At 64.6% G+C, this 19,386-nt stretch carries 18 protein-coding genes; 11 read left to right on the top strand and 7 right to left on the bottom strand.

Features of this window, described 5'->3' with window-relative positions:
- Positions 1 to 201: 201 nt before the first annotated feature.
- From C3Y15_RS14275 to C3Y15_RS14260, 4 genes are all read left to right on the top strand, one after another.
- On the top strand, positions 202 to 1,737 hold the full coding sequence (locus C3Y15_RS14275) for an amino acid permease (RefSeq protein ID WP_059462411.1): 1,536 nt from the start codon (positions 202 to 204) through the stop codon (positions 1,735 to 1,737).
- 337 nt (positions 1,738 to 2,074) lie between these two features.
- On the top strand, positions 2,075 to 2,320 hold the full coding sequence (locus C3Y15_RS14270; protein WP_011881452.1) for a DUF3717 domain-containing protein: 246 nt from the start codon (positions 2,075 to 2,077) through the stop codon (positions 2,318 to 2,320).
- A gap of 201 nt (positions 2,321 to 2,521) precedes the next feature.
- Entirely contained in the window at positions 2,522 to 3,439 is a 918-nt protein-coding gene (locus C3Y15_RS14265) for a LysR family transcriptional regulator (RefSeq protein ID WP_011881453.1), read from the top strand.
- A gap of 81 nt (positions 3,440 to 3,520) precedes the next feature.
- A complete protein-coding gene (locus C3Y15_RS14260) occupies positions 3,521 to 4,324 on the top strand; it encodes an alpha/beta fold hydrolase (RefSeq protein WP_014724543.1) in 804 nt (267 codons plus the stop codon).
- 46 nt (positions 4,325 to 4,370) lie between these two features.
- Here C3Y15_RS14260 and C3Y15_RS14255 read toward each other — a convergent pair whose 3' ends face one another.
- Together C3Y15_RS14255 and hutC are read right to left on the bottom strand one after the other, a co-directional pair.
- Positions 4,371 to 4,724, bottom strand: a complete 354-nt coding sequence (locus C3Y15_RS14255) for a hypothetical protein (protein WP_011881455.1) — start codon at positions 4,722 to 4,724, stop codon at positions 4,371 to 4,373.
- Between the two features lie 210 nt (positions 4,725 to 4,934).
- Positions 4,935 to 5,630 (bottom strand): histidine utilization repressor, encoded by a 696-nt coding sequence (hutC, locus tag C3Y15_RS14250; RefSeq protein ID WP_011881456.1) that lies wholly within the window; start codon positions 5,628 to 5,630, stop codon positions 4,935 to 4,937.
- 546 nt (positions 5,631 to 6,176) lie between these two features.
- Between hutC and C3Y15_RS31735 the strand changes: the two genes are divergently transcribed.
- The 4 genes from C3Y15_RS31735 (at position 6,177) to C3Y15_RS14230 (ending at position 8,578) form a co-directional block, all read left to right on the top strand.
- Positions 6,177 to 6,314, top strand: coding sequence for an HHHH-motif protein (locus C3Y15_RS31735; RefSeq protein ID WP_014724546.1), 138 nt, complete (start codon positions 6,177 to 6,179; stop codon positions 6,312 to 6,314).
- 61 nt (positions 6,315 to 6,375) lie between these two features.
- On the top strand, positions 6,376 to 6,861 hold the full coding sequence (locus C3Y15_RS14240) for a DUF3761 domain-containing protein (protein ID WP_059889577.1): 486 nt from the start codon (positions 6,376 to 6,378) through the stop codon (positions 6,859 to 6,861).
- 271 nt (positions 6,862 to 7,132) lie between these two features.
- On the top strand, positions 7,133 to 7,471 hold the full coding sequence (locus tag C3Y15_RS14235) for a multidrug efflux SMR transporter (protein ID WP_059462408.1): 339 nt from the start codon (positions 7,133 to 7,135) through the stop codon (positions 7,469 to 7,471).
- A gap of 306 nt (positions 7,472 to 7,777) precedes the next feature.
- Positions 7,778 to 8,578, top strand: a complete 801-nt coding sequence (locus C3Y15_RS14230) for a phosphodiesterase (protein ID WP_014724549.1) — start codon at positions 7,778 to 7,780, stop codon at positions 8,576 to 8,578.
- A gap of 31 nt (positions 8,579 to 8,609) precedes the next feature.
- Here the strand turns inward: C3Y15_RS14230 and C3Y15_RS14225 are convergent, their stop codons facing one another.
- Positions 8,610 to 8,843 carry a hypothetical protein gene (locus C3Y15_RS14225; RefSeq protein ID WP_014724550.1) on the bottom strand — a complete coding sequence of 78 codons (234 nt, stop codon included), beginning with the start codon at positions 8,841 to 8,843 and terminating at the stop codon, positions 8,610 to 8,612.
- 396 nt (positions 8,844 to 9,239) lie between these two features.
- Between C3Y15_RS14225 and C3Y15_RS14220 the strand changes: the two genes are divergently transcribed.
- Positions 9,240 to 10,067: a class I SAM-dependent methyltransferase gene (locus C3Y15_RS14220; RefSeq protein ID WP_059463471.1), complete on the top strand. Its 828-nt coding sequence runs from the start codon at positions 9,240 to 9,242 to the stop codon at positions 10,065 to 10,067.
- 299 nt (positions 10,068 to 10,366) lie between these two features.
- Here the strand turns inward: C3Y15_RS14220 and C3Y15_RS14215 are convergent, their stop codons facing one another.
- From C3Y15_RS14215 to C3Y15_RS14205, 3 genes are all read right to left on the bottom strand, one after another.
- On the bottom strand, positions 10,367 to 11,326 hold the full coding sequence (locus C3Y15_RS14215) for a hypothetical protein (RefSeq protein WP_059462406.1): 960 nt from the start codon (positions 11,324 to 11,326) through the stop codon (positions 10,367 to 10,369).
- A 103-nt stretch (positions 11,327 to 11,429) separates the two neighbouring features.
- A complete protein-coding gene (locus C3Y15_RS14210) occupies positions 11,430 to 13,073 on the bottom strand; it encodes a DUF2334 domain-containing protein (protein ID WP_011881464.1) in 1,644 nt (547 codons plus the stop codon).
- 12 nt (positions 13,074 to 13,085) lie between these two features.
- On the bottom strand, positions 13,086 to 13,469 hold the full coding sequence (locus C3Y15_RS14205) for a hypothetical protein (protein ID WP_224056520.1): 384 nt from the start codon (positions 13,467 to 13,469) through the stop codon (positions 13,086 to 13,088).
- Between the two features lie 817 nt (positions 13,470 to 14,286).
- On the opposite strand from C3Y15_RS14205, the gene C3Y15_RS14200 reads away from it, so the two are divergent.
- Together C3Y15_RS14200 and C3Y15_RS14195 are read left to right on the top strand one after the other, a co-directional pair.
- The gene (locus C3Y15_RS14200) at positions 14,287 to 16,245 is read left to right on the top strand and encodes a glycosyl transferase family protein (protein ID WP_243860219.1); all 1,959 of its coding nucleotides are present in this window, start codon (positions 14,287 to 14,289) and stop codon (positions 16,243 to 16,245) included.
- Positions 16,242 to 17,936: a bacteriophage N4 adsorption protein A gene (locus tag C3Y15_RS14195; RefSeq protein WP_069263465.1), complete on the top strand. Its 1,695-nt coding sequence runs from the start codon at positions 16,242 to 16,244 to the stop codon at positions 17,934 to 17,936. The genes C3Y15_RS14200 and C3Y15_RS14195 overlap by 4 nt, the downstream gene beginning before the upstream one ends.
- 39 nt (positions 17,937 to 17,975) lie before the next feature.
- Here the strand turns inward: C3Y15_RS14195 and C3Y15_RS14190 are convergent, their stop codons facing one another.
- Positions 17,976 to 18,878: a hypothetical protein gene (locus C3Y15_RS14190; protein WP_226097742.1), complete on the bottom strand. Its 903-nt coding sequence runs from the start codon at positions 18,876 to 18,878 to the stop codon at positions 17,976 to 17,978.
- Between the last annotated feature and the right edge of the window lie 508 nt (positions 18,879 to 19,386).

Raw genomic sequence — 19,386 nt, 5'->3', positions numbered from 1 at the left:
AAAGCGCCGGCTGCGCCGCCGCGCCGGAATCGCCGCGCGTTCCGCGGCCGGGCCGTCGCGGGCGAATCGGGTAGAATCCGCGCTTCGCCGCAGCCGCGCGGCGTGCAACGCATATCGGGGCCGTATCGCAGGCGGCACACCGCGTCCCGATTCCGCATGCGCCGGCCCTGGATGCCGGCTCGCTCAACGTTCGTCTCGTTTATGTCTGCAATCCCGAATTCCGACCCACCCGGTTCGCCCGCGAACCCTCCCACGCTTCATCGCGCGCTCAAGGCGCGCCATCTGACGATGATCGCCATCGGCGGCTCGATCGGCACGGGCCTGTTCGTCGCGTCCGGCGCGTCGATCTCGCAGGCCGGCCCCGGCGGCGCGATGGTCGCGTACATGCTGATCGGCCTGATGGTCTACTTCCTGATGACGAGCCTCGGCGAAATGGCCGCGTTCATGCCGGTGTCGGGCTCGTTCGCGACCTACGGCGCGAAATACGTCGATGAAGGTTTCGGCTTCGCGCTCGGCTGGAACTACTGGTACAACTGGGCGGTGACGATCGCGGTCGAACTCGTCGCCGCGCAGCTCGTGATGCACTACTGGTTCCCGGACGTGCCGGGCGTGTGGTGGAGCGCCGCGTTCCTCGCGGTGATGTTCCTGCTCAACGCGCTGACGGTGCGCGGCTTTGGCGAGGCCGAATACTGGTTCGCGCTGATCAAGGTCGTCACGGTGCTCGCGTTCATCGGCGTCGGCCTGCTGATGATCTTCGGCATTCTGAAGGGCGCGCCGGCCAACGGCTGGGGCAACCTGACGATCGGCGATGCGCCGTTCGCCGGCGGCTTGCCGGCGCTGATGGGCGTCGCGATGATCGCGGGCTTCTCGTTCCAGGGCACCGAGCTGATCGGCGTCGCGGCCGGCGAATCGGAGCATCCGCGCACGACGATCCCGCGTGCGGTCCGCCAGGTGTTCTGGCGCATCCTGCTGTTCTACGTGCTGGCGATCTTCGTGATCGGCGTGCTGATTCCGTACACCGATCCGAACCTGCTGAAGAGCGACGTGACCGACATCGGCGTGAGTCCGTTTACGCTCGTGTTCCGTCATGCGGGCCTCGCTTTCGCGGCCGGCGTGATGAACGCGGTGATCCTGACGGCCGTGCTGTCGGCCGGCAACTCGGGGATGTATGCGTCGACGCGCATGCTCTACAACCTCGCGACCGAAGGCCGCGCGCCGAAGCTGTTCGCGAAGCTGTCGCCGGGCGGCGTGCCGCGCAACGCGCTGTACGCGACGACCGCCGTCGGCGCGCTGTGCTTCTTCACGTCGCTGTACGGCGACAAGACCGTCTACCTGTGGCTGCTGAACACGTCGGGCATGACGGGCTTCATCGCGTGGCTCGGGATCGCGATCAGCCATTACCGGTTCCGCAAGGGTTACGTGACGCAGGGCTACAGCATCGAGCAGCTGCCGTACCAGTCGAAGTGGTTCCCGTTCGGCCCGCTGTTCGCGTTCGTGCTGTGCATGGTGATCGCGCTCGGGCAGGACTATCAGGCGTTTCTCGCGAACCGCATCGACTGGGCGGGCGTGGCCGCCACCTATGTCGGCATCCCGCTGTTCGTCGTCGTCTGGCTCGGCTACCGGCTCATGAACCGGAGCCGCTTCGTGCGCTACGAGGACATGGAAATTGCGCCGTGGATCGCCGCGAACCGCGGCGGCGCTGCGCCGCGCGTCGAGAACCGCGAGACGGCCGGCTGATTTCGCCGTCGCCTTCGCCGGCCGCGGCACCGCGGCACCGTGACGCCGTGACGCCGGTGCGGCCGTGCCGTGTGCGATCCGCGATCCGCGATCCGCGATCCGCGATGAAAACGGGAAGCCGCACGTGCTTCCCGTTTTTTTTGTCGGCTTTCCGCTGCGCGGGGTCAAAGCCGGTTATATTTCCCGACCCTACCGGGCTCTCGTCCCGGCCGGCGCGATGCGCGCCGCGCGGATCGGCATCCGGCGCGCGCCTCGGGCGGCGGCCGGCCGCGCCCGCCGTTTTCATCGTTCCGCCGCGGCCTGCACGGCCGGCGGAACGCGCAACCCAGAGGAATCCATGAGCGCATCACCCGCCGAGCGGAAGGCCGGACCTGTTTCCATCGTGCGAATCGAAGCCGCGATCAATGCGTGGCGCGAAGTGTATCCGCCGGCACCGGACGGCGAAGACGGCTACGTGCTCGACGCGGGCAGCAACTGCCTCGCCGAGCTGTACGGCACGATGATCTGCTACCGGTTGCCCGACGTGCCGCTCGATTCGCTCAGCGACGCGCAGCGCGACGCGCTGTACGCGACCGAGGCATGACGCGGCCGCCGCGCTGCTGCGCTGTCGCGGCGCGGTGTCGGTGATGGAACGGGAAGCCGCGCGGCTTCCCGTTTTGCTTTGTGCGGCGGCGCCCATTGCCCGCGCCGGCTGAGGTATCGTGACGGCATCGCGAGCGGGCGCTCACGGCGTGGCGAGCGCGGGCATCTGCGCACGGTGCCGCGCGTCCGGGAGGAATCGAACATGGAGTTGAGACATCTGCGCTACTTCGTCGCGGTGGCCGAGGAGCGGAATTTCACGCGCGCGGCCGAGCGGCTGCACATCGCGCAGCCGCCGCTGAGCCGGCAGATCCAGCAGCTCGAGGAGGCGCTCGGCGTGTCGCTGTTCGAGCGCAACGCGCGGCCGCTGAAGCTGACCGACGCGGGGCGCTTCTTCTATTCGCACGCGGTGCAGCTGCTCGCGCAGACGGCCGAACTCGAATCGATGACCAAGCGCGTCGGCAAGATCGAGCGCAGCATGTCGGTCGGCTTCGTCGGCTCGACGCTGTACGGGATGCTGCCGAAAATCATCCGGCGTTTTCGCAGCGAGTATCCGGCCGTCGAGCTGAGCCTGCACGAAATGTCGACGATGGATCAGATCAAGGCGCTGAAGGAAGGGCGCATCGACGTCGGGTTCGGGCGGATTCGCCACGAAGATCCGAGCGTGCGGCGCGTCGTGCTGCGCGAGGAACGGATGATCGTCGCGCTGCCGGTCGGTCACGCGCTCGACGGCGCGAAGCCGGTGCTGTCGCTGCACGACCTCGTGAACGACACGCTGATCATCTTCCCGAAGGCGCCGCGACCGAGCTATGCGGATCAGGTGCTCGCGGCGTTCCACGACCGTGCGCTGCAGCCGCGGCGCATCTACGAGACGCGCGAACTGCAGATCGCGCTGGGCCTCGTCGCGATGGGCGAGGGCGTGTCCGTCGTGCCGCACAGCGTGTACGGGCTCAAGCGCGACGACATCAGCTACAAGCCGCTCGACGATCCGAACCTCGTGTCGCCGATCATCATGAGCATGCGGATGCTCGACGAATCGGAGGACATCCGCGCGATACAGGCGCTGATCTACCGGCTCTACGACGAATCGCAGATCGAGTATCTGCATCCGCAGCCCGAATGAGCGCGCCGCCGCCGGCGGCTTGCTTGACGCCGCGCGTGCGGCCGCCATCATGCAGACGACTGACCACCCACACGTGCACCCATGACCGACATCGTAATCGACGAAAGCTGGATCGAGACGCCGTACGGGCGTCTCTTTGCTAAGCGCTGGCGCGGCGCGCAGCCAGCCGGGCAGGCGTGCGCCGCACCGATCGTGCTGCTGCACGATTCGCTCGGCTGTGTCGAGCTTTGGCGCGACTTCCCCGCGCAGCTCGCGCGTGCCGCTGCGCGCGACGTGATTGCATACGACCGGCTCGGCTTCGGCCGTTCGGACCGTCACCCAGGACAACTCGCCGCGACGTTCGTGCGCGATGAGGCCGAGCACGACTTCGCCGCGGTACTGGAAGGGTTCGGCGTCGACCCGTTCGTCGCGCTCGGGCACAGCGTGGGCGGCGGGATGGCGGTTGCGTGCGCGGCCGCGCATGCGCGACGCTGCCGGGCGCTGATCACGGTCGCCGCGCAGGCATTCGTGGAAGGTCGCACGCTGGACGGCATTCGCGACGCCGCCCGGCAATTCGACGCACCGGGGCAGCTCGACCGCCTCGCCCGGTATCACGGCGACAAGGCCGAGTGGGTGCTGCGTGCCTGGGTCGACACGTGGCTGTCGCCCGCGTTCCGCGACTGGACGCTCGACGACGAACTGCCGCACGTGCGCTGCGCGACGCTTGCGATTCACGGCGCGCAGGACGAGTACGGCTCGGATGCGCATCCGAAGCGGATCGCCGCGCGTGTGGCGGGGCCGTCGTCGTGGCTGTTACTCGACCGATGCGGGCACATCCCGCACCGCGAGCGTCCCGCCGACGTGCTCGCGGCCGTCGCGACGCTGCTGCACGACGCGCACGCGTAAGCGCGCGCCCGCTGCGACGCACGCGGCGAGCCGCGCCCGCCGACGCTCAGAACGCCAGCTGGATCGCGAGATCGATCGCGAGCAGCGCGATCGAGCAGCCGATCCCGAGCACCACGTTCGGCACCCGATGCTCGAAATCGCGATGGTCGCGGCGCATCGCGGCGCCGAGCAGGAAGATCGCCTCGACGACGATCTGCAGCCCGACGAACAACAGCATCAGCAGATACTCGTAACCCATCTGCTTGAACGCGCCGAATTGCATCCCGTGATCGCGGATCCACTGGCCGACGCGCAACAGCTCGTAGGCGAACAGCAACGCGGGAAACAGATAGCTGATGAAGTAAGTCGGCGCTGTGGCGTGCCGCAGCTCGAGGTGGAAGTGCTGATGCGTGGTAGCCATCACGAAGCCCTCCTTGCAATGCATGATTGCGGTCGCGACGGCGGCGCGGCGAGGTGCGGGCCAAACGGATGTCCCGATGCTGCGTGCGCGGCCGTACGACGTCAGCATACTGCTGCACGGGAAATTTGGCATGCGCTGACGGCGTTCGTCGTAACAAACCTGTTGTGCAGTGCGCAAACGGGGTAGCGCGCGGCGAGGTCGCGTGCGTGCTCAGAAATGCCCGGTGAACCGATAGCGGCTGCCGGGATGCCACAGATTCGCGACCGACGCGACCATCCCCTGCGACCACGTGCGCCGATGCAGCAGCAGGCACGGTTCGCGTTCGTCCATCGTCAGATGGCGGCGTGTCTGCGCATCGGGCAGCGCGGCCTCGATCCGGTATTCGACCCGCTGCAGCGGCGCGACGCGCGTCAGGTACTGGTTCGGCGTCGTCGCCGTGAAGTCCTGCAATGCGTATTCGGGCGCGCAGGCCGGATTGACCCAGCGTTCTTCCAGTTGCACGGGTGTGTCGTTCTCGAAGTGCAGCACGCGCGAATGGAAAATCGGGCTGCCGGTGTCGAGCTGCAATTCATCGGCGAGCGCTGCATCGGCGACGGCGGCGCCGACTTCGAGCACCTGCGCGTGGTACGCATGGCCGCGCGCGGCGACTTCGTCCGAGATGCTGCGGATCGCGACCAGCGTCGACTCGTATTTCGGCGATGCGACATAGGTGCCGGAGCCGCGTGTGCGCGTGAGCACCTGCTCGGCCGTCAGCTCGCGCAGCGCGCGGTTGACCGTCATGCGCGCGACGTTGAATTCGCGCGCAAGCTCGTTCTCCGACGGCACCTGGTCGCCTTCCGCCCACTCGCCCGAATGAATGCGCGCGAGGATGAAGTCCTTGATTTCCTGATAGATCGGTGTGGTCATGGCATTGCTGTTCGAGAGACGGCAGCCGCGTGCCGTCGCGTGCCGGCGGTCGTCCGCGGTTCGTCCCGGGTTCATCCGGTGCCCGGGCGGAGTGTACCGGGTTCGATGCCGCGCCGGCCCGCTTGCGGGCCGGTGCTTCGGGTAAGTCCGGCGTCCACGCGATGTGCTCGCGACCGGCTGCACCGGCGGCAACCACCGCATCGGCGCGCGTTGCGGCTGCAAAAGTATAGACAAATGCAGGGTTACGCCTCTGACAGGAACGCCATGAAGAAACGCGCGCTCGGTATCGCCCTTGCCTGCATCGCGGCCGGTGCGCACGCAAAGGATTGGTCGACGCTCCGCTTCGTCGCCGCAGGGTGGCGACAGTCGAATGGCGGACGAGTGCGCCATCGAAAGCATATGTCGCGTCGATCGTTCGCTTCGTGTTGTCGTTATGTGTGGGTGTCAAACATCGTCAATTCCATCCTGACCGGTACACCGCGTAGGGTCGGCGGGCGTTAAGCCGGTATCAGCCGAATCGGCGGCTGACCTATCCGGGAGCGTTCCATGAACCGCATCGTGAAGATTTTGACGGCCGGCGCACTCGCATGTGCCGTGCTCGTGCCGGCCCTCGCCGAAGCGCATTCGCACCGCGTGTGCCATTTCGATCATCACCACCATCGCGTGTGCCGCTGGGTGCGCTGAGCATGGCTTTGCCCGGCTACGGCCGGGACGATTTCGCGATACAGGCAATCAGGAGAGGATGATGAAAAAGACGATGTTGATCGCCGCGTTTGCCGCGAGCTTCGGCCTGTCGGCCGCTGCGTTCGCACAGGTGCAGGCGCCGGCCAGCGCGCCGGCTGGCACGACCGGCATGTGCAAGGACGGCTCGTTCTATGCGGGCGCGTCGAAGAAGGGCGCGTGCGCAGGACACAAAGGCGTGAAGGCCTGGTATGGCGCGTCGGCTGCTGCTGCGGGCAGCGCATCGGCCAGCGCATCGGCAGCAGTGCCCGCGACGGCTGCGTCGGGCGGTGCTGCGTCCGGCGCCGCGCCGGTGAAAAGCGCGTCGGCCGCCGCCGCCGCAGCCGCGCCGGGCGGCGGCGCGGGCAAGGTATGGGCCAACGACAGCACGAAGGTCTATCACTGCTCGACCGACAAGTATTACGGCAAGACCAAGCACGGCAGCTACATGTCGGAAGCCGATGCGAAGGCGAAGGGCTTTCACCCGTCGCACGGCAAAGCCTGCTCGTAAGGCGATGGCGCGGGTAGGTTCCGCGCCGAGTCCGTCGACGCGCCGTTGGGCGTCGTGCCCCGCCGTTGTGGCGGGGCTTTTTTGTTTCGTTGCGGATCGTCGGGGGCAGCCTCGGGTTGAGTCCGGAGCCATGAAGCGTCCGACGATGACACGTTGAGCATCGTTGACAACCGTTCCTCGTTTTGGGACGATATTTTCAGTCTCGGGGTACCGCTACCTCTTACGCTTGCTCTAACGTTCGGTATAAACGTTGGGCTGGCGAGGTACGTTCATGTCCCCCACCCAAGCCGCATGGCTCATTCTTGCTGCGAGCGTCGCCGCTGAATCACTCGGCACTGCAGCCCTCAATCTCTCCGTTGGCTTTACTCGCCTGCTTCCGACAGTACTGACCGTGACGTTCTACGTGGCAGCTGTCATTCTGATGGCCGTCGCGACGAAGAGAATCGAAATGAGTTTGGCATACGCAGCCTGGGCTGGAAGCAGCGTCGTGCTGACGGTAGTGATAGGTTTCGTCTGGTTTGGAGAGTCGATGAACGTCGTTAAGGCGATTGGATTGATCGCTGCGATATCCGGCATCGTTTTGCTGAACTTCAGCAGCAACGGCGCATAGCCCGCCCACGGACGCTTCGGAGAACGCTGGATGACTGCGCAGGGACGGGTTATGCGTCGTGCATGAACGCCAGTGTCCGGGCCGGTTGCCGCGCTCGGGTGTGGGGCGCAGTACGGCCAGAAGCGGTCTTTCGTGCTTCACCACCCAGCGCCTGCTTGTCATCCCGAATCAGCCACCCGGACGCACAATTGGAAGCGCATGGAGCAAGATCGTTGCCACAGAAAGGCTCCGTCGATGGGCGAATTTTGTCTAGCCCAAAATCTCCGTGATCCATGTACCGGCAGGTCAAATTCAACGGAGCGCTGAATGACGGTCATCGCACAACTTTCGGATATTCATGTCCGGCCTCACGGTGTTCTATATCAAGACGCTGTGGATTCAAATGTCATGTTTTCGGCAGCCGTCGATTCGCTGAACCGCATTCGACCTGAGCCAGACCTGATTGTCATCTCAGGCGACCTTACGGACGAGGGCACCGAAGACGAGTATCAAAAACTTCGCGAATTGCTTGTCGAGTTGAGGCGACCGTTCGTGGTTCTGCCGGGTAATCATGACGACCGTGGCAATTTGCGAGCCGCGTTCTCGGATCACGCGTGGCTTCCGAACGAGGGTGCACTCTCGTTCGCGCTAGACGTGGGCGAACTACGCCTCGTGGCGTTGGACACCTCCGTTCCTGGACTACATCACGGCGAACTGGACGCCGAAACCTTGGCGTGGCTCGACAGTGAACTTACCGAGCATCGCAGTCGAACCGTGGTTATCGTCATGCACCATCCACCGTTCATGACCGGCATTCCTTATCTGGACATCTACGGGTTGCGAAATGCGGATGCATTTGCCAGGGTTCTTGCGCGGCATAGCAATGTAGATCGCATTCTTGCCGGGCACGTCCACCGGTCAATGCAGACGCGTCTTGGGAGCGTTCCGGTACTCACCTGCCCGAGCACGACCACCCAGATTGCGCTGCGCGTTGAAGCGGACGCGCAGCCCGCTTCTTTTCTCGAACCACCTGCATACATGCTGCATCGCTGGACAGGTCGCGGTCAGTCAGCAGTCTCCCACTTGTGTTACGTGGGGCATTTCGAAGGCCCGTTCCCCTTCGCGTAAGCGCCCTCGTCAAGTAATAAGGGCGTAGCCTTTAGCGGTTACCGTCGATCAGATCGTTCAGCAGCGCATCGAACGCGGCCTGTGCGTCTTCAAGTTCCTGCAGGGCGGCATCAAAGGTTTGCAGCGCGAATGGCGAAGGCTCCCCGCTGCCTTGCGGCGGAAATTGCTTCTGCATCGAGGCGAACGTACTCTGCACGCGCAGCGTGGCGGCCACCATGCGCTCCATCGCCTGGGTTTCTTCGGTTCGGGCCTGTTCCGGATTCACTCCTCTCTCCTTGGATGGTTTTCTTGAAGACCGGATCGTACACGCTGTGTCCGTTCTTGCCGCCCTTGGCAGAACGACTCCGTTGAAGATTCCAACGGCACGCTGCGGGAGAAGCGATTTAATCGGGAATGATTTCGCAGTCGCGCCGAAGCCAAGATACTCATCGAGCGTGGCTACAAAATCCCGCCGCAGGTCACAACGATTGGCCGCTTTGGATAAATCTGAAGGGCCGTTCAGGGTCAATCCGAGACCATCGCACGTTGCAACGCGTCTGCCGACCGCATTCGGCCATTTTGATACGTTCGACATCGCGGTGTGGTTCGTGGACAATCCGCTGGGGGTTCAGCCTCCAGCGTCACAAGTGCCCCAACTCGCGAACAATCGGATGGCGCAAGAATGACCTCGCACGCAGAAATATATTTGAGAGATTTTCATCGCCGCCGGGCAGGAGCAACGCGTCGAGCCTATGGTAATCGACCTGCCCGATCTGCGCAGGCGGCATACCCTTCCTCCTATCACGCACTGGCGAATCGTGTGCCGAATGAAGCGATGTCGCGGACTGTCCTCGACCTGGCATGTGGCGATGGGCCATTGCTGCAAATTCTGAACGACAGGGGGCATGCAGCCACGAAGCTGATTGGCATAGACATGAGCGATGGCGAGTTGAGCGTGGCTCGGGGAATATTGCCGCACGAAATACGATTGCTCAACGAGCGCGCACAAGAAATGTCGCTCGATAGCGGTTCAGTAGACTACGTGCTGTCGCACATGGCTCTCATGTTGATGGACGATATCGAACAAGTGGTCCGAGAGATTCGCCGAGTATTACGTGACGGCGGCAGTTTTTCCGCTATCGTGGGGCGGAGCTTTTTGACCGGCAAGGTCGGCGAAGTCTTTTTGGACATCTTCAAGTCAATCGCGAAGGCTCGGCTCACCGAGTTGCGACTCGGCGACGCGCGCACGCGCAGTGAAGCCGGTTGGCAAGAACTGCTAAAACGCGATTTTGTTGATGTGGCTTTTGAAGACATCGACATCGACTGGACGCCTACACCCGAGCAGCTGTGGTTGGACGTGCTGGACACCTACGATGCCGACCGGATGTCGGAAGCGGCGCGCGCGCAGTTCAAAAGTGAACTGTTGTCGGCGTTCGCGCCCATGCAAAGCGAAGACGGTACGTTGCAAACTGGATGGGGCCTGCGTCTTGTTCAGGCCACTGCTGCCTAGCGGCGAGTTCGAGGGACGGCTCAGGTAGCACTGAGGTCGCCTGTAGAGGCTCTCAACCTGGGCTGATCTGCGACGGTCGCACGTCGCAGGGCTAGCCGGCTGCATCCGACCAGACGCGAATGCTATCGGCGCCACGCCTGACGCTGAATGGCCGTTAGAGGCAAATCTGACAGGCCGCACCGTGTCGAAAGCCCACATCCACGGAACTCCACGAAGATTACTTTTCGCCGTTTCGCGACGCGCTGCAATGCGCAATGCGCGATACACGACACCGCCTCACCGGCACGCTAGTCACCCCCTCACTGCCCAACCCCGCCCGCCGCGACCGCTCGCGGCCGCCCCTTGCGGCCCGCGAGCTCCCGCGTAAGCGCATCCGACACATAATGCGGGCCGTCGAACAAATACACCGAATACCCGCGATAAACAGCCAATTGCGCGGCCAGCTCATCCGCAGTGGCCGCGCGAAACCCACCACGCTCCGCGGGTCGGAACGCCTCCGCGATCAGCCGCACGCGTCGCTTGCCCAGTCGCGCGGCCAAGTCATCGACGTACGTACGCGCGACATACGGTTCGCGCGCATACACGCCGCAACCGTCCTGAAACAACACACCGACATCCGCGGGCAGCCACGTGACGAGCCAGTCGGCCAGCGCCTTCCCGCCGATGTTGCTCTGGTCGTACACGCTCACCCACAGCGGTCGCGGCAACCGGTTCAGGATCGCCGCGAGCTTCGGCGCGTCCTGCCAGGTCGGATCGATTTCGACGGGGAAGTAATAGCCGGTGACATGCAGCGGAACCGGCGCGCGTGCGACCGCGACCGCCTGATCGGCAAGTGCCGACAGCTGCGTGCGCGCACGCCGTTCGTCCTGGTAGCCAGCCAGGCCGAGGATCACGTTGCGGGCCCACGGCTCGCGGCCGATGCGTTGCCAGTCGGGAAGATGCGCGGCCGTGCGCATGCCGGTGCCGGCGAGATACGCGGTATCGTCGACGGCACTCCACTGGATCAACAGCTCATGCACGCCGAGCTGCTGCCAGTTGCCGGCCGGATTGATCGTCGCGTTGTCGAGCTGCCAGACGATGCCGTCGGCGTGCACGTCGTGCGCCGTCCAGCTGCAAGCGGTCATCGCCAGCGACGCGGCAACGGCCGCGAACGGCGTCGCATGCGCCACGTGCACGCGCCGGCGCGGCCCGGCGGCCTGCCGGAGCCGGCCGATACGCTGCCGAAACCTGCGCAACGCGCGGATGGCATAGATGGTCATCGCTTGCCTCCAGATAAGCCCTCCCGCGCATCATCGTAGCCCATCCGAAGCACACGCGCGATCCGCATCGTCATTGCGGATCGCGCGCTTGCGGCCAGCCGCGTCACTTGGCCGTCGTGCCGTCCACCCAGGTATATCCGAGGTTCGTGATGCCGGTCACGAGACTCTGGAAATCCTGCAATGCAGGCAGCCGGAGGTCGGGTTCGAGCCAGTACGGATGGAAGAAGAACGACGCGAAGCCGTCGCGCACGGCCAGCCCGTACTGTGCATTGGTCACGAGCTGCTGCCACGTGTACGTGATGCACGAGAACTGGTCGATACTGCAAATGTTGTACTGGATGCTGCCCAGGTTCTCCGGAATGATCCGCTGTCCGTAGTAATCGGAGTTGATGATGTACGGGAAGAACTGCCCGGCCGAAAAGTCCTGGTTGGCTGCGCCGGTGCCGAGCTGTGGATTGGTCGCCGTGTAGTAGACGGCCCGCTGGAACGTGGTCGGGAACGTCGCGGCCGTCGCCGCCGCCGCCTTGGGCGACACCTGATACTGCGGCGCAGCCCAGCCGACGATCTTGTAGCCGTTGGCCGTGAACTCGAGCAGCCCGTTCGTCATTCTGTCCTCCGCCCATTGCACCGAGTCCTCGTCGACCGGCCGGTTCTGCACCGCGTACCAAAACTCGTAGTCGCTGCCGCTGACGGCAGTCAGCAGATTCGGCGTCGAGTCGTACTGGTGCGTGTAGCCATGCATCACGATCGAGCCGCCGCGCGGGATTGCGTAGTTCAGCGCATTCTTGAGCCCCGTTGCCTGCGCGAGATGGATGGTTTGTGGCACGCCGCCGTTGTAATAACCGTTCGGGTCGGTATACAGCGGAATGGTCGCCATCGTGAACTTGATCCTCTTCGAGTACAGGTAGTCGGTGAGCTGCTTCATCGAACTCGTCGTCGTAAAGGCGTCGAGGTCCTCGAGACGCACGAGCGCACGATGATTCACCGGCGCGTTGGTCTGCAGGATGTCGTGCAGCATGTCGCAGATCACGAGGTAGCGATCCGTCGGCCCGATGTAGGAGAACGGAACGTCGGCGAAGTACCAGAGGCGGCCCGAGCGCATCACGTACGGCGCGGTTGCGCCGCTCTGGCTGTTCTTCATCGTGACGAGCACCTGCGCCTTGGTCGCATCGACCACCTGCGTCAGGCCGACGTCCGGGTCCGCGCTGACGGCGCCGGTCGACGCGTTGTACGCGTAGTACTTCACCATCGGCAGGTTCTTGTAGGTGATCGTGTCGTAGAAGCCGGGGTTCGGATTGCTCGACGAAGGCGTCGCGTTCAGCCCGGCCAGCCCCTGAAAACTGAACCCGAAGGTCTGGTTGAACGTGTACGCCGTGTTCCATGCGAGCTGCCACAGGTTGTACTTGAACCAGACGACCGTCTTCGTGGCGGTCATCACGTCGCTCATGAACGCGGTCGGAATCGGGTTGTTGTAGTAATCGCCGATGTAGAACGTCACGTCGTGATTGCCGACCATGCCCGACGTGTAGTTCTGGATCGGAACCAGGTCCACGGTCGTATTGAAGTGGCCGAGCAGATTGCGCAACATGATGCTGTACATCAGTCCGAGCTTCGAATACGGGTCGTTGGCCGGGTTGTCGTAGAGCACGAGCGTGCGGGCAGTGGTGGTCTGCGCGTGGGCCGTGCCGGGCGTCGCGATTTGCACGAAGCCGGCCAGCAGCGCGATGACGATCAGGATCTTCTTCATGGCCGTTTCTCCCTATTCGCGTTCCACGTTGCCGCCAGCCTTCTTGACGGATTTGGGGCTGAACGGCGGGCGGCCGGTCTCCTTGTAGGCCTTTTCCCAATCCTCGTCGGACATGCCGGCCTTCACGCGCACGTGCGCGGAGCCGTTCGGCAACGGCGGTGGCTTCACCTTGCCGCTGGACGAGCTGCTGGCTTGCTGCGCGTTTGCGGCCTGGAGCGGGCCCGTCACGACGAGCGCGGACGTCAATGCAACGAGCAGCCCGACGGCGCTCACCCCGGTTCGGAAAGAGTGGTTTCGATGCGAAGGCATGGTGTTCATCCTTTGATAGGCAAATTGCGATCGCCTCGTTCGGGAAACGAGCACGACCAGCCCCCCCGATCCGTAGCTGGACTTCATGTCGTGATTTGTTGTGCGCCTGATACCGGATAAGCAAATGAAACCGGTCGGCTGTGTTTCAAGCCAGATCCATACCATCCACCGCAAACGCGCGCCGTGCCGGGACGCCGACATCAGCGCCGCGCGGCAAGCCGGAATTGCAGCGATAAACGTTGCACGCGCGTAACGCGGGCACAAGGCGGGGCCCGACCGCGAGTGCCGCGGCGAACGTCGCGCGACGCACGCGCGGCGCGCTGCGCACCGCCGCGCGCGGGCCGGCTGGCGGGCCGTTCGAATGGCGGCCCATCATGCCGCCGAGCGCGACGTGCGCGCCGTTCGTCCGAGCCGCGCGCGGTCGTGGCCGGCGTCGCTGCGCGGCCGACCTGTCGGGCAGCTTTCACGCGCGGCGCGACCGCACGTTTCAGTGCTGAAACATTTGGCCTGCCTTCGCGGTGCCGGCCGCCTGCCGCGCATGCCGGCACCCCGCGAGCGACAAGGATTGCGTGCCGATGGCGCACGACTTGCTTGACGAGTCGTGCGTGCGGACGGCGGTGTACGGGGGGCCGTGCGACGCGACCGACGCCGGCGGTTTCGCGTGGGCATGACCGCAGCAGTGTGCGGCGTCTCGTTGGAATCAGCGTCGGAAAATTTGCGCGAGCGCGTCGATGGCGCCTGATGCGTGAGCGTGCGATTCGGCCGCGCGGGCGCCGCTTCAGAGCCGCACGCGCAGCGGGCAGGAACGGAAGGGCAGTTGTACCGGGGGCGAGGTGGGGCTGCTTATCGGCCTTGCGTCGGCGGGCGCAAACAGCACTGACAAGCGACAATCGCGGAAAACATGATGAACCATACAATATGGAGTGCGTATCTGTCGGCGCTCGACGTCGTCGCCATCGTGACCGCGATCGTCATCCTGATCAGCACGCTCGACGATCTCACGCTCGATGCCTGTTACTGGTCGTTCGAAATCCGCCGGGTCCTGCGTCGCGAGAAGGCGCCAGCCATCGACATCGGCATGCTGCGCGCGCTCGACGAGCGTTATCTGGCGCTGATGGTGCCGGCCTGGAAAGAGTACGACGTGATCGCGAAGATGATCGAGAACACGCTCGCGACCATCGAGTACGAACGCTATGTGATCTTCGTCGGCACCTATCACAACGATGCCGAAACTACGGCCGAAGTCGAACGGATGGTTCGACGCTACCCCGGGCGCGTCACGCGCGCGACGGTGCGCAACGACGGGCCGACCTGCAAGGCCGACTGCCTGAACTGGATTCTCGATGCGATCCTGCGTTACGAGGACGTCCACCGCATCCAGTTCGCCGGCGTCGTGATGCACGACTGCGAGGACGTGATTCACCCGGCCGAATTGAAGTACCTGAACCACGCGGTCACGCAGAGCGACCTCGTGCAGCTTCCCGTGCTGTCGTTGCCGCGCAAATGGAACGAGTTCGTCGCCGGCTGTTACCTCGACGATTTCAGCGAAACGCATCAGAAGGACGTGCCGGTGCGCGCGCGTCTGACCGGCGTCGTGCCCGGCGCGGGCGTGGCGTCGTGCTACAGCCGCCGCGCGATCGACGCGGCGATGAAGGCGAGCGGCGGCAATGCGTTCAACACCAGTTCGCTGACCGAGGACTACGACTTCAGCTTCCGGCTGAGGGACCTCGGGATGACGGAGACGTTCGCCCGCTTCCCGCTGTCGGACGTCGCGCGCGATGTGCAGGCGCGCAACGCGCGCAAAGGCGCGGCACGTGAGAACCTGCTCGCGACGCGCGAGTATTTTCCGAAGACGTTCAGAACAGCATACCGGCAGCGCGCGCGCTGGGTGCTCGGCATCGCGTTTCAAGGCTGGGAGCAGCTCGGCTGGAAAGGCGACCTGCTCACCCGCTACATGTTCTTCCACGATCGCAAGGGCATCGTGACGTCGCTGTTCTCGGTGATCGCCTACGTCGTGCTGCTCAATTTCGTGCTGCTTGCCGTCCTCGAGAAAACCGGCCATGCGCTCCCGGCCAGCGTTCATTTCGCGACGAACGGCCCGTGGATCGCGCCGCTGCTGTGGGTGAACACCTTCATGCTGGTCGCGCGCGCCGGACAGCGCGTGCACTTCGTCAGCAAGCTGAACGGCCCGCTGCAGGGGATGCTGTCGGTCCCGCGGATGTTCGTCAACAACATGATCAACTTCTACGCGGTTTGCCGCGCGTGGCGCATCTATCTCGGCCACCTGGTGAGCGGCAAGCCGATCGCGTGGGACAAGACCAGCCACACCTATCTGTCGAACGAAGCGCTCGGGAAAGTGCGGCGCAGGATCGGCGAGATCCTGGTCGGCTGGGGCGTGCTGTCGCTCGAGCAGCTGCAGGCATGCCTCGACAAGCAAGTGACGTGCGGCAAGCGGCTCGGCGAGCTGTTGCTCGACGCGAGCATGCTGTCGACCGAATCGCTCGCCGACGCGATCGCCGAGCAGGCCGATCTGCCGCGCGTGAGCCTGGGCAACGTTGCTGTCGGCCATTTCGCGGACTCGCTGGCCTTCGAGTTGCAGTACGCGTATCGCGCGATTCCGTTTTCCACTGCCGACGACGGCACGCTGAACATCGCGGTCGGCCGCCCGCTCACTCAGGACGAACAGGAGGTCGTGCGACGCGGCGCGCGTACCAACGTCGCGTACTTCATCGCGTGCGATGCGGAAATTTCCGCCGAACTCGCGCGGCACTCGCGCTTCGTCGAGATCTCGCGGCTACGCGACGGCGACGGCGCGTCGATGCAGGCATCTGCGGCGATCCGGCCGTCGGGAGAACAGGCATGAAACGCTCGACCCGTCCGATCACCGCCGGCCTCGCGCGCTGCGCGCGGCTCAGCGCACTGGCGCTCGCCATGTCGCTCGCGTGGCAGCCGCCCGCGCACGCTGCCCGGCCGCTCGTCCCCAAAGCGTTCCGGCTGGCCGACGGCGCCTACAAGGCAATCGACGCCGGCGACCTGCCCCGCGCGGAGGCGTATGCGTTGCGCGCACTGCAGATCCAGCCGGGCAGCGAGCAGCTCGGACTGTTGCTCGTCGATGTGTACCGGCGCGAAGGCAAGGTCGACGACGCCGACGCGCTGCTCGAATCGCTGAGCACACGCTTTCCGAACAGCGCGGCCGTGCTCGCGCAGCACGGTTATCTCGCGCAGCGCCAGATGCGCTACGACGTCGCGTGCCGCGACTTCTCGGCCGCCGTGGCGGGCGGCAAGTGGAGCGCGGAGCAGCAGCGCAACCTGCGGCTCGCATGGTCGGACAGCGCGCTCGCGGCGAACCGTCCGCATGAAGCGGGCATCGCGCTGGCGCCGCTCGCCGATGAAAAATCCGCGGTGATCCAGGTGCGCATCGCGCAATTGAGCCTGCAGGCCGGCGATCACGACACGGCGATCCGGATGGCCGAACTGGCCGCCAGCGACGCGGCGACGGACACCGAACGCAACATGGCCGCCGCGATCGCCGCGCAGGCGCGGCAGGTCGATCGGCCGCCACAGGCGCCGCCGGACGACTCGGCGATGCAGCATCTGCAACACGCGTACGACCTGCTGCGCGAGCACCGCGATCGCGATGCGCTCGACGCGTTCCAGCAGGGCTTCGCCGGCGGCGCCGGCAACGCGATGAACTATGCGGATGCCGGCTATGCGGCGAAGCGGATCGGCCTGAACGACGAATCGGTGCAGATGTTCGAGCACAGTCTCGATGCCGACGAAAGCGAGCACGCGTTCGACACGCAGCGCAAGTTCGGCTATCGGCGCGAAGTCGAGCAACTGCAGCGCACGTGGGGTTTCGTGCTGAGCGCGCCGTATCAATCGGCCGCGTTCGGCCCGCAAGGAACGATCAGCGTGCTGCAGCCGGGCGTCGAGGCGTACTGGCAACCGCCGAAGATCGGCTACCAGAACGGGCGCATCCTGCAGTTCTTCGTGCGCGGTTACGGCACCGCGTACGACGGCAACGGCAACGTGACCGGCATGCCGACGGTGCAGGGGTCGGTGGGCGTGCGCTACAAGCCGATACCGGATCAGAACGTGGTGATGACCGCCGAGCGGCTGTTCCACATCGGCAGCCTGTCGATGACGGACTGGCTGATGCGTTTGGGATATTCGTCGGAAGCGGGCACCGACCTGCGCGTGACCGAGCCGAGCTGGCGCAGCTGGCAGGCCTATGTAGAAGGCGCCTATTTCATTCACGCGGGGCGCTACATCGTTTATTCGGAGCTGCGCTATGGCCACACGTGGCGTCTGCCGATGCTCGGCAATCGTCTGACCGTCTATCCGCACGTCGCGGTGGCGGGCGATCACGACAACCGCGAGAAGGACGAGACGGCGATCGGCGTGGGGCCGGGCATCCAGTTCCGGTACTGGTTCCGCGAAGGGCGCTATACGGCGCCGGCGAGCTACGTCGATGTGACGGTGCAATACCGGTTTCCGTTGACGTCAGCGGCCCGCGCACGTGGTCTCGTGGTGCGCGCGACATTGTGGTTCTGAGCGGCTGCGCTGACGCCTGGACGGATCGCTACGACGCGATCAGCTGGGCGATTTGAGCGTGATGATCGTTTGACGCAGCAGCTTGAAGTAAGCGCTCCTCGAATACGGGAGCATCTCTTCGACGTAGTTCCACCAGAAGAACCCGCCGATGAAGCGCGGATCGGTCATGCTGTTGACCATCGGGTAGTAGGTGGTGATCAGGTTCTGCTGCACCGACGTCGGCGCGGCGATGTCCGACGTGCCGATTTCGCCGAAGCCGACCTTCGCGTTCGGGAAGATGCTTTCCAGCGCCGCGAAGTCGTTCTTCCACGACGGGCTCAGGCCCGGGCAGTCCTGATACGGGTAGTAGCTGAACAGCGCGTAGTCGGCCTGCTGGCGCACCGTGGACGACAGGAAATTCGTCGGCCAGGTCTTCCAGTAATCCTGCGGCTTCGCCCAGCAGTTGTTGCCCTTGCTGTCGTCGTTGTAGTACAGCGTGATGGCCGTCTTGCCGCCGTTCGATTTCACGATCGTATTGGCCGCGGCGACCATCTGGCCGATCTGCTGCTCTTCCGAGTTGACCACCGTGTTGGTGCCGTTCGGGTCGTTGCGCAGCCATTCGCCGTTGATTTCGTTCGCGATTTCCCACACGTCGACGGTGTTCTTCAGCTGCGACACCAGTTCCTGCGTGCGCGCCTGGTACGCCGACAGCGTCGTCGGGAAATAGTACGAATCGTAGATTTCGCCCATCACGTATGCGACCGAGTGCAGGCGCAGCAGCGGCGCGTAGTAGTCGGCCGCCGACGTGCCCGGATCGAACACGACGCGCACCGTCGGGCGGTACGGCAGGTTCTGCAGCGACGCGACGATCGCATCGAGTTTGGTCAGGTCGTCCAGCGTGACCCCATAGACGGGGTTCTTCAAAGGCTCGACCTGGGCCTGGGCCGACTGGGACAGCGGCATCAGACCGGCACAAGCCACGCATGCGGCGATGGCCGTACGCGAGATAGTTTTCGTCAGCTTAATCAAAACTCGTTCCATCCTATGTTTAGAGGAAGCGAGATTTTAGACGAAAATAAAAGCTAATTATCCGACGATATTGGAAGTAAAGGGGTTCAATGGGCTGTGTCGTCATGCGCGGATGCACGCGCGCCGAGATAAACGAAGCATCCGCAGGCGAATTCGCAAACGCGTTTTCCGCACGGTCGCGAGCGACGTTCACGCTGTGGAGCGTGTCGTCGCGAGATGCGCTGCGTGCGCGCTCGCGCGACGATCCACCGGTTCGGCTCGCCCGACGCGCACGCATGCGTCGTCGAGCGCCGGCGCACGCATCGCACGAAGCGGGCCGTGCGCGAGGTGGCACGCAAACGTTTGACATTGATCCTGGCCGGAAAACCGCAGGAAATTGCTAAAGGATGCGTGTGGCGATGACGTTAAACGGGAACGGGGAAGACTGTCGATCGCATGCCTC

Origin of the sequence: Burkholderia sp. B10 (assembly GCF_004368385.1) — a bacterium.
Lineage (GTDB): Bacteria > Pseudomonadota > Gammaproteobacteria > Burkholderiales > Burkholderiaceae > Burkholderia > Burkholderia vietnamiensis.
Note: the sequence above shows the minus strand (reverse complement) of the source record. Positions and strands in the feature narration are given on the sequence as shown.

What these genes read in the sequence shown, in the direction of transcription:
- C3Y15_RS14230 (WP_014724549.1), top strand. Translation starts at nt 7,778, where the DNA reads ATGACGGTCATCGCACAACTTTCGGATATTCATGTCCGGCCTCACGGT.
- C3Y15_RS14265 (WP_011881453.1), top strand. Translation starts at nt 2,522, where the DNA reads ATGGAGTTGAGACATCTGCGCTACTTCGTCGCGGTGGCCGAGGAGCGG.
- C3Y15_RS14260 (WP_014724543.1), top strand. Translation starts at nt 3,521, where the DNA reads ATGACCGACATCGTAATCGACGAAAGCTGGATCGAGACGCCGTACGGG.
- C3Y15_RS31735 (WP_014724546.1), top strand. Translation starts at nt 6,177, where the DNA reads ATGAACCGCATCGTGAAGATTTTGACGGCCGGCGCACTCGCATGTGCC.
- C3Y15_RS14190 (WP_226097742.1), bottom strand. Translation starts at nt 18,878, where the DNA reads ATGCCGCTGTCCCAGTCGGCCCAGGCCCAGGTCGAGCCTTTGAAGAAC.
- C3Y15_RS14220 (WP_059463471.1), top strand. Translation starts at nt 9,240, where the DNA reads ATGACCTCGCACGCAGAAATATATTTGAGAGATTTTCATCGCCGCCGG.
- C3Y15_RS14200 (WP_243860219.1), top strand. Translation starts at nt 14,287, where the DNA reads ATGAACCATACAATATGGAGTGCGTATCTGTCGGCGCTCGACGTCGTC.
- hutC (WP_011881456.1), bottom strand. Translation starts at nt 5,630, where the DNA reads ATGACCACACCGATCTATCAGGAAATCAAGGACTTCATCCTCGCGCGC.
- C3Y15_RS14210 (WP_011881464.1), bottom strand. Translation starts at nt 13,073, where the DNA reads ATGAAGAAGATCCTGATCGTCATCGCGCTGCTGGCCGGCTTCGTGCAA.
- C3Y15_RS14270 (WP_011881452.1), top strand. Translation starts at nt 2,075, where the DNA reads ATGAGCGCATCACCCGCCGAGCGGAAGGCCGGACCTGTTTCCATCGTG.
- C3Y15_RS14235 (WP_059462408.1), top strand. Translation starts at nt 7,133, where the DNA reads ATGTCCCCCACCCAAGCCGCATGGCTCATTCTTGCTGCGAGCGTCGCC.
- C3Y15_RS14205 (WP_224056520.1), bottom strand. Translation starts at nt 13,469, where the DNA reads ATGAAGTCCAGCTACGGATCGGGGGGGCTGGTCGTGCTCGTTTCCCGA.
- C3Y15_RS14275 (WP_059462411.1), top strand. Translation starts at nt 202, where the DNA reads ATGTCTGCAATCCCGAATTCCGACCCACCCGGTTCGCCCGCGAACCCT.
- C3Y15_RS14195 (WP_069263465.1), top strand. Translation starts at nt 16,242, where the DNA reads ATGAAACGCTCGACCCGTCCGATCACCGCCGGCCTCGCGCGCTGCGCG.
- C3Y15_RS14240 (WP_059889577.1), top strand. Translation starts at nt 6,376, where the DNA reads ATGAAAAAGACGATGTTGATCGCCGCGTTTGCCGCGAGCTTCGGCCTG.
- C3Y15_RS14255 (WP_011881455.1), bottom strand. Translation starts at nt 4,724, where the DNA reads ATGGCTACCACGCATCAGCACTTCCACCTCGAGCTGCGGCACGCCACA.
- C3Y15_RS14215 (WP_059462406.1), bottom strand. Translation starts at nt 11,326, where the DNA reads ATGACCATCTATGCCATCCGCGCGTTGCGCAGGTTTCGGCAGCGTATC.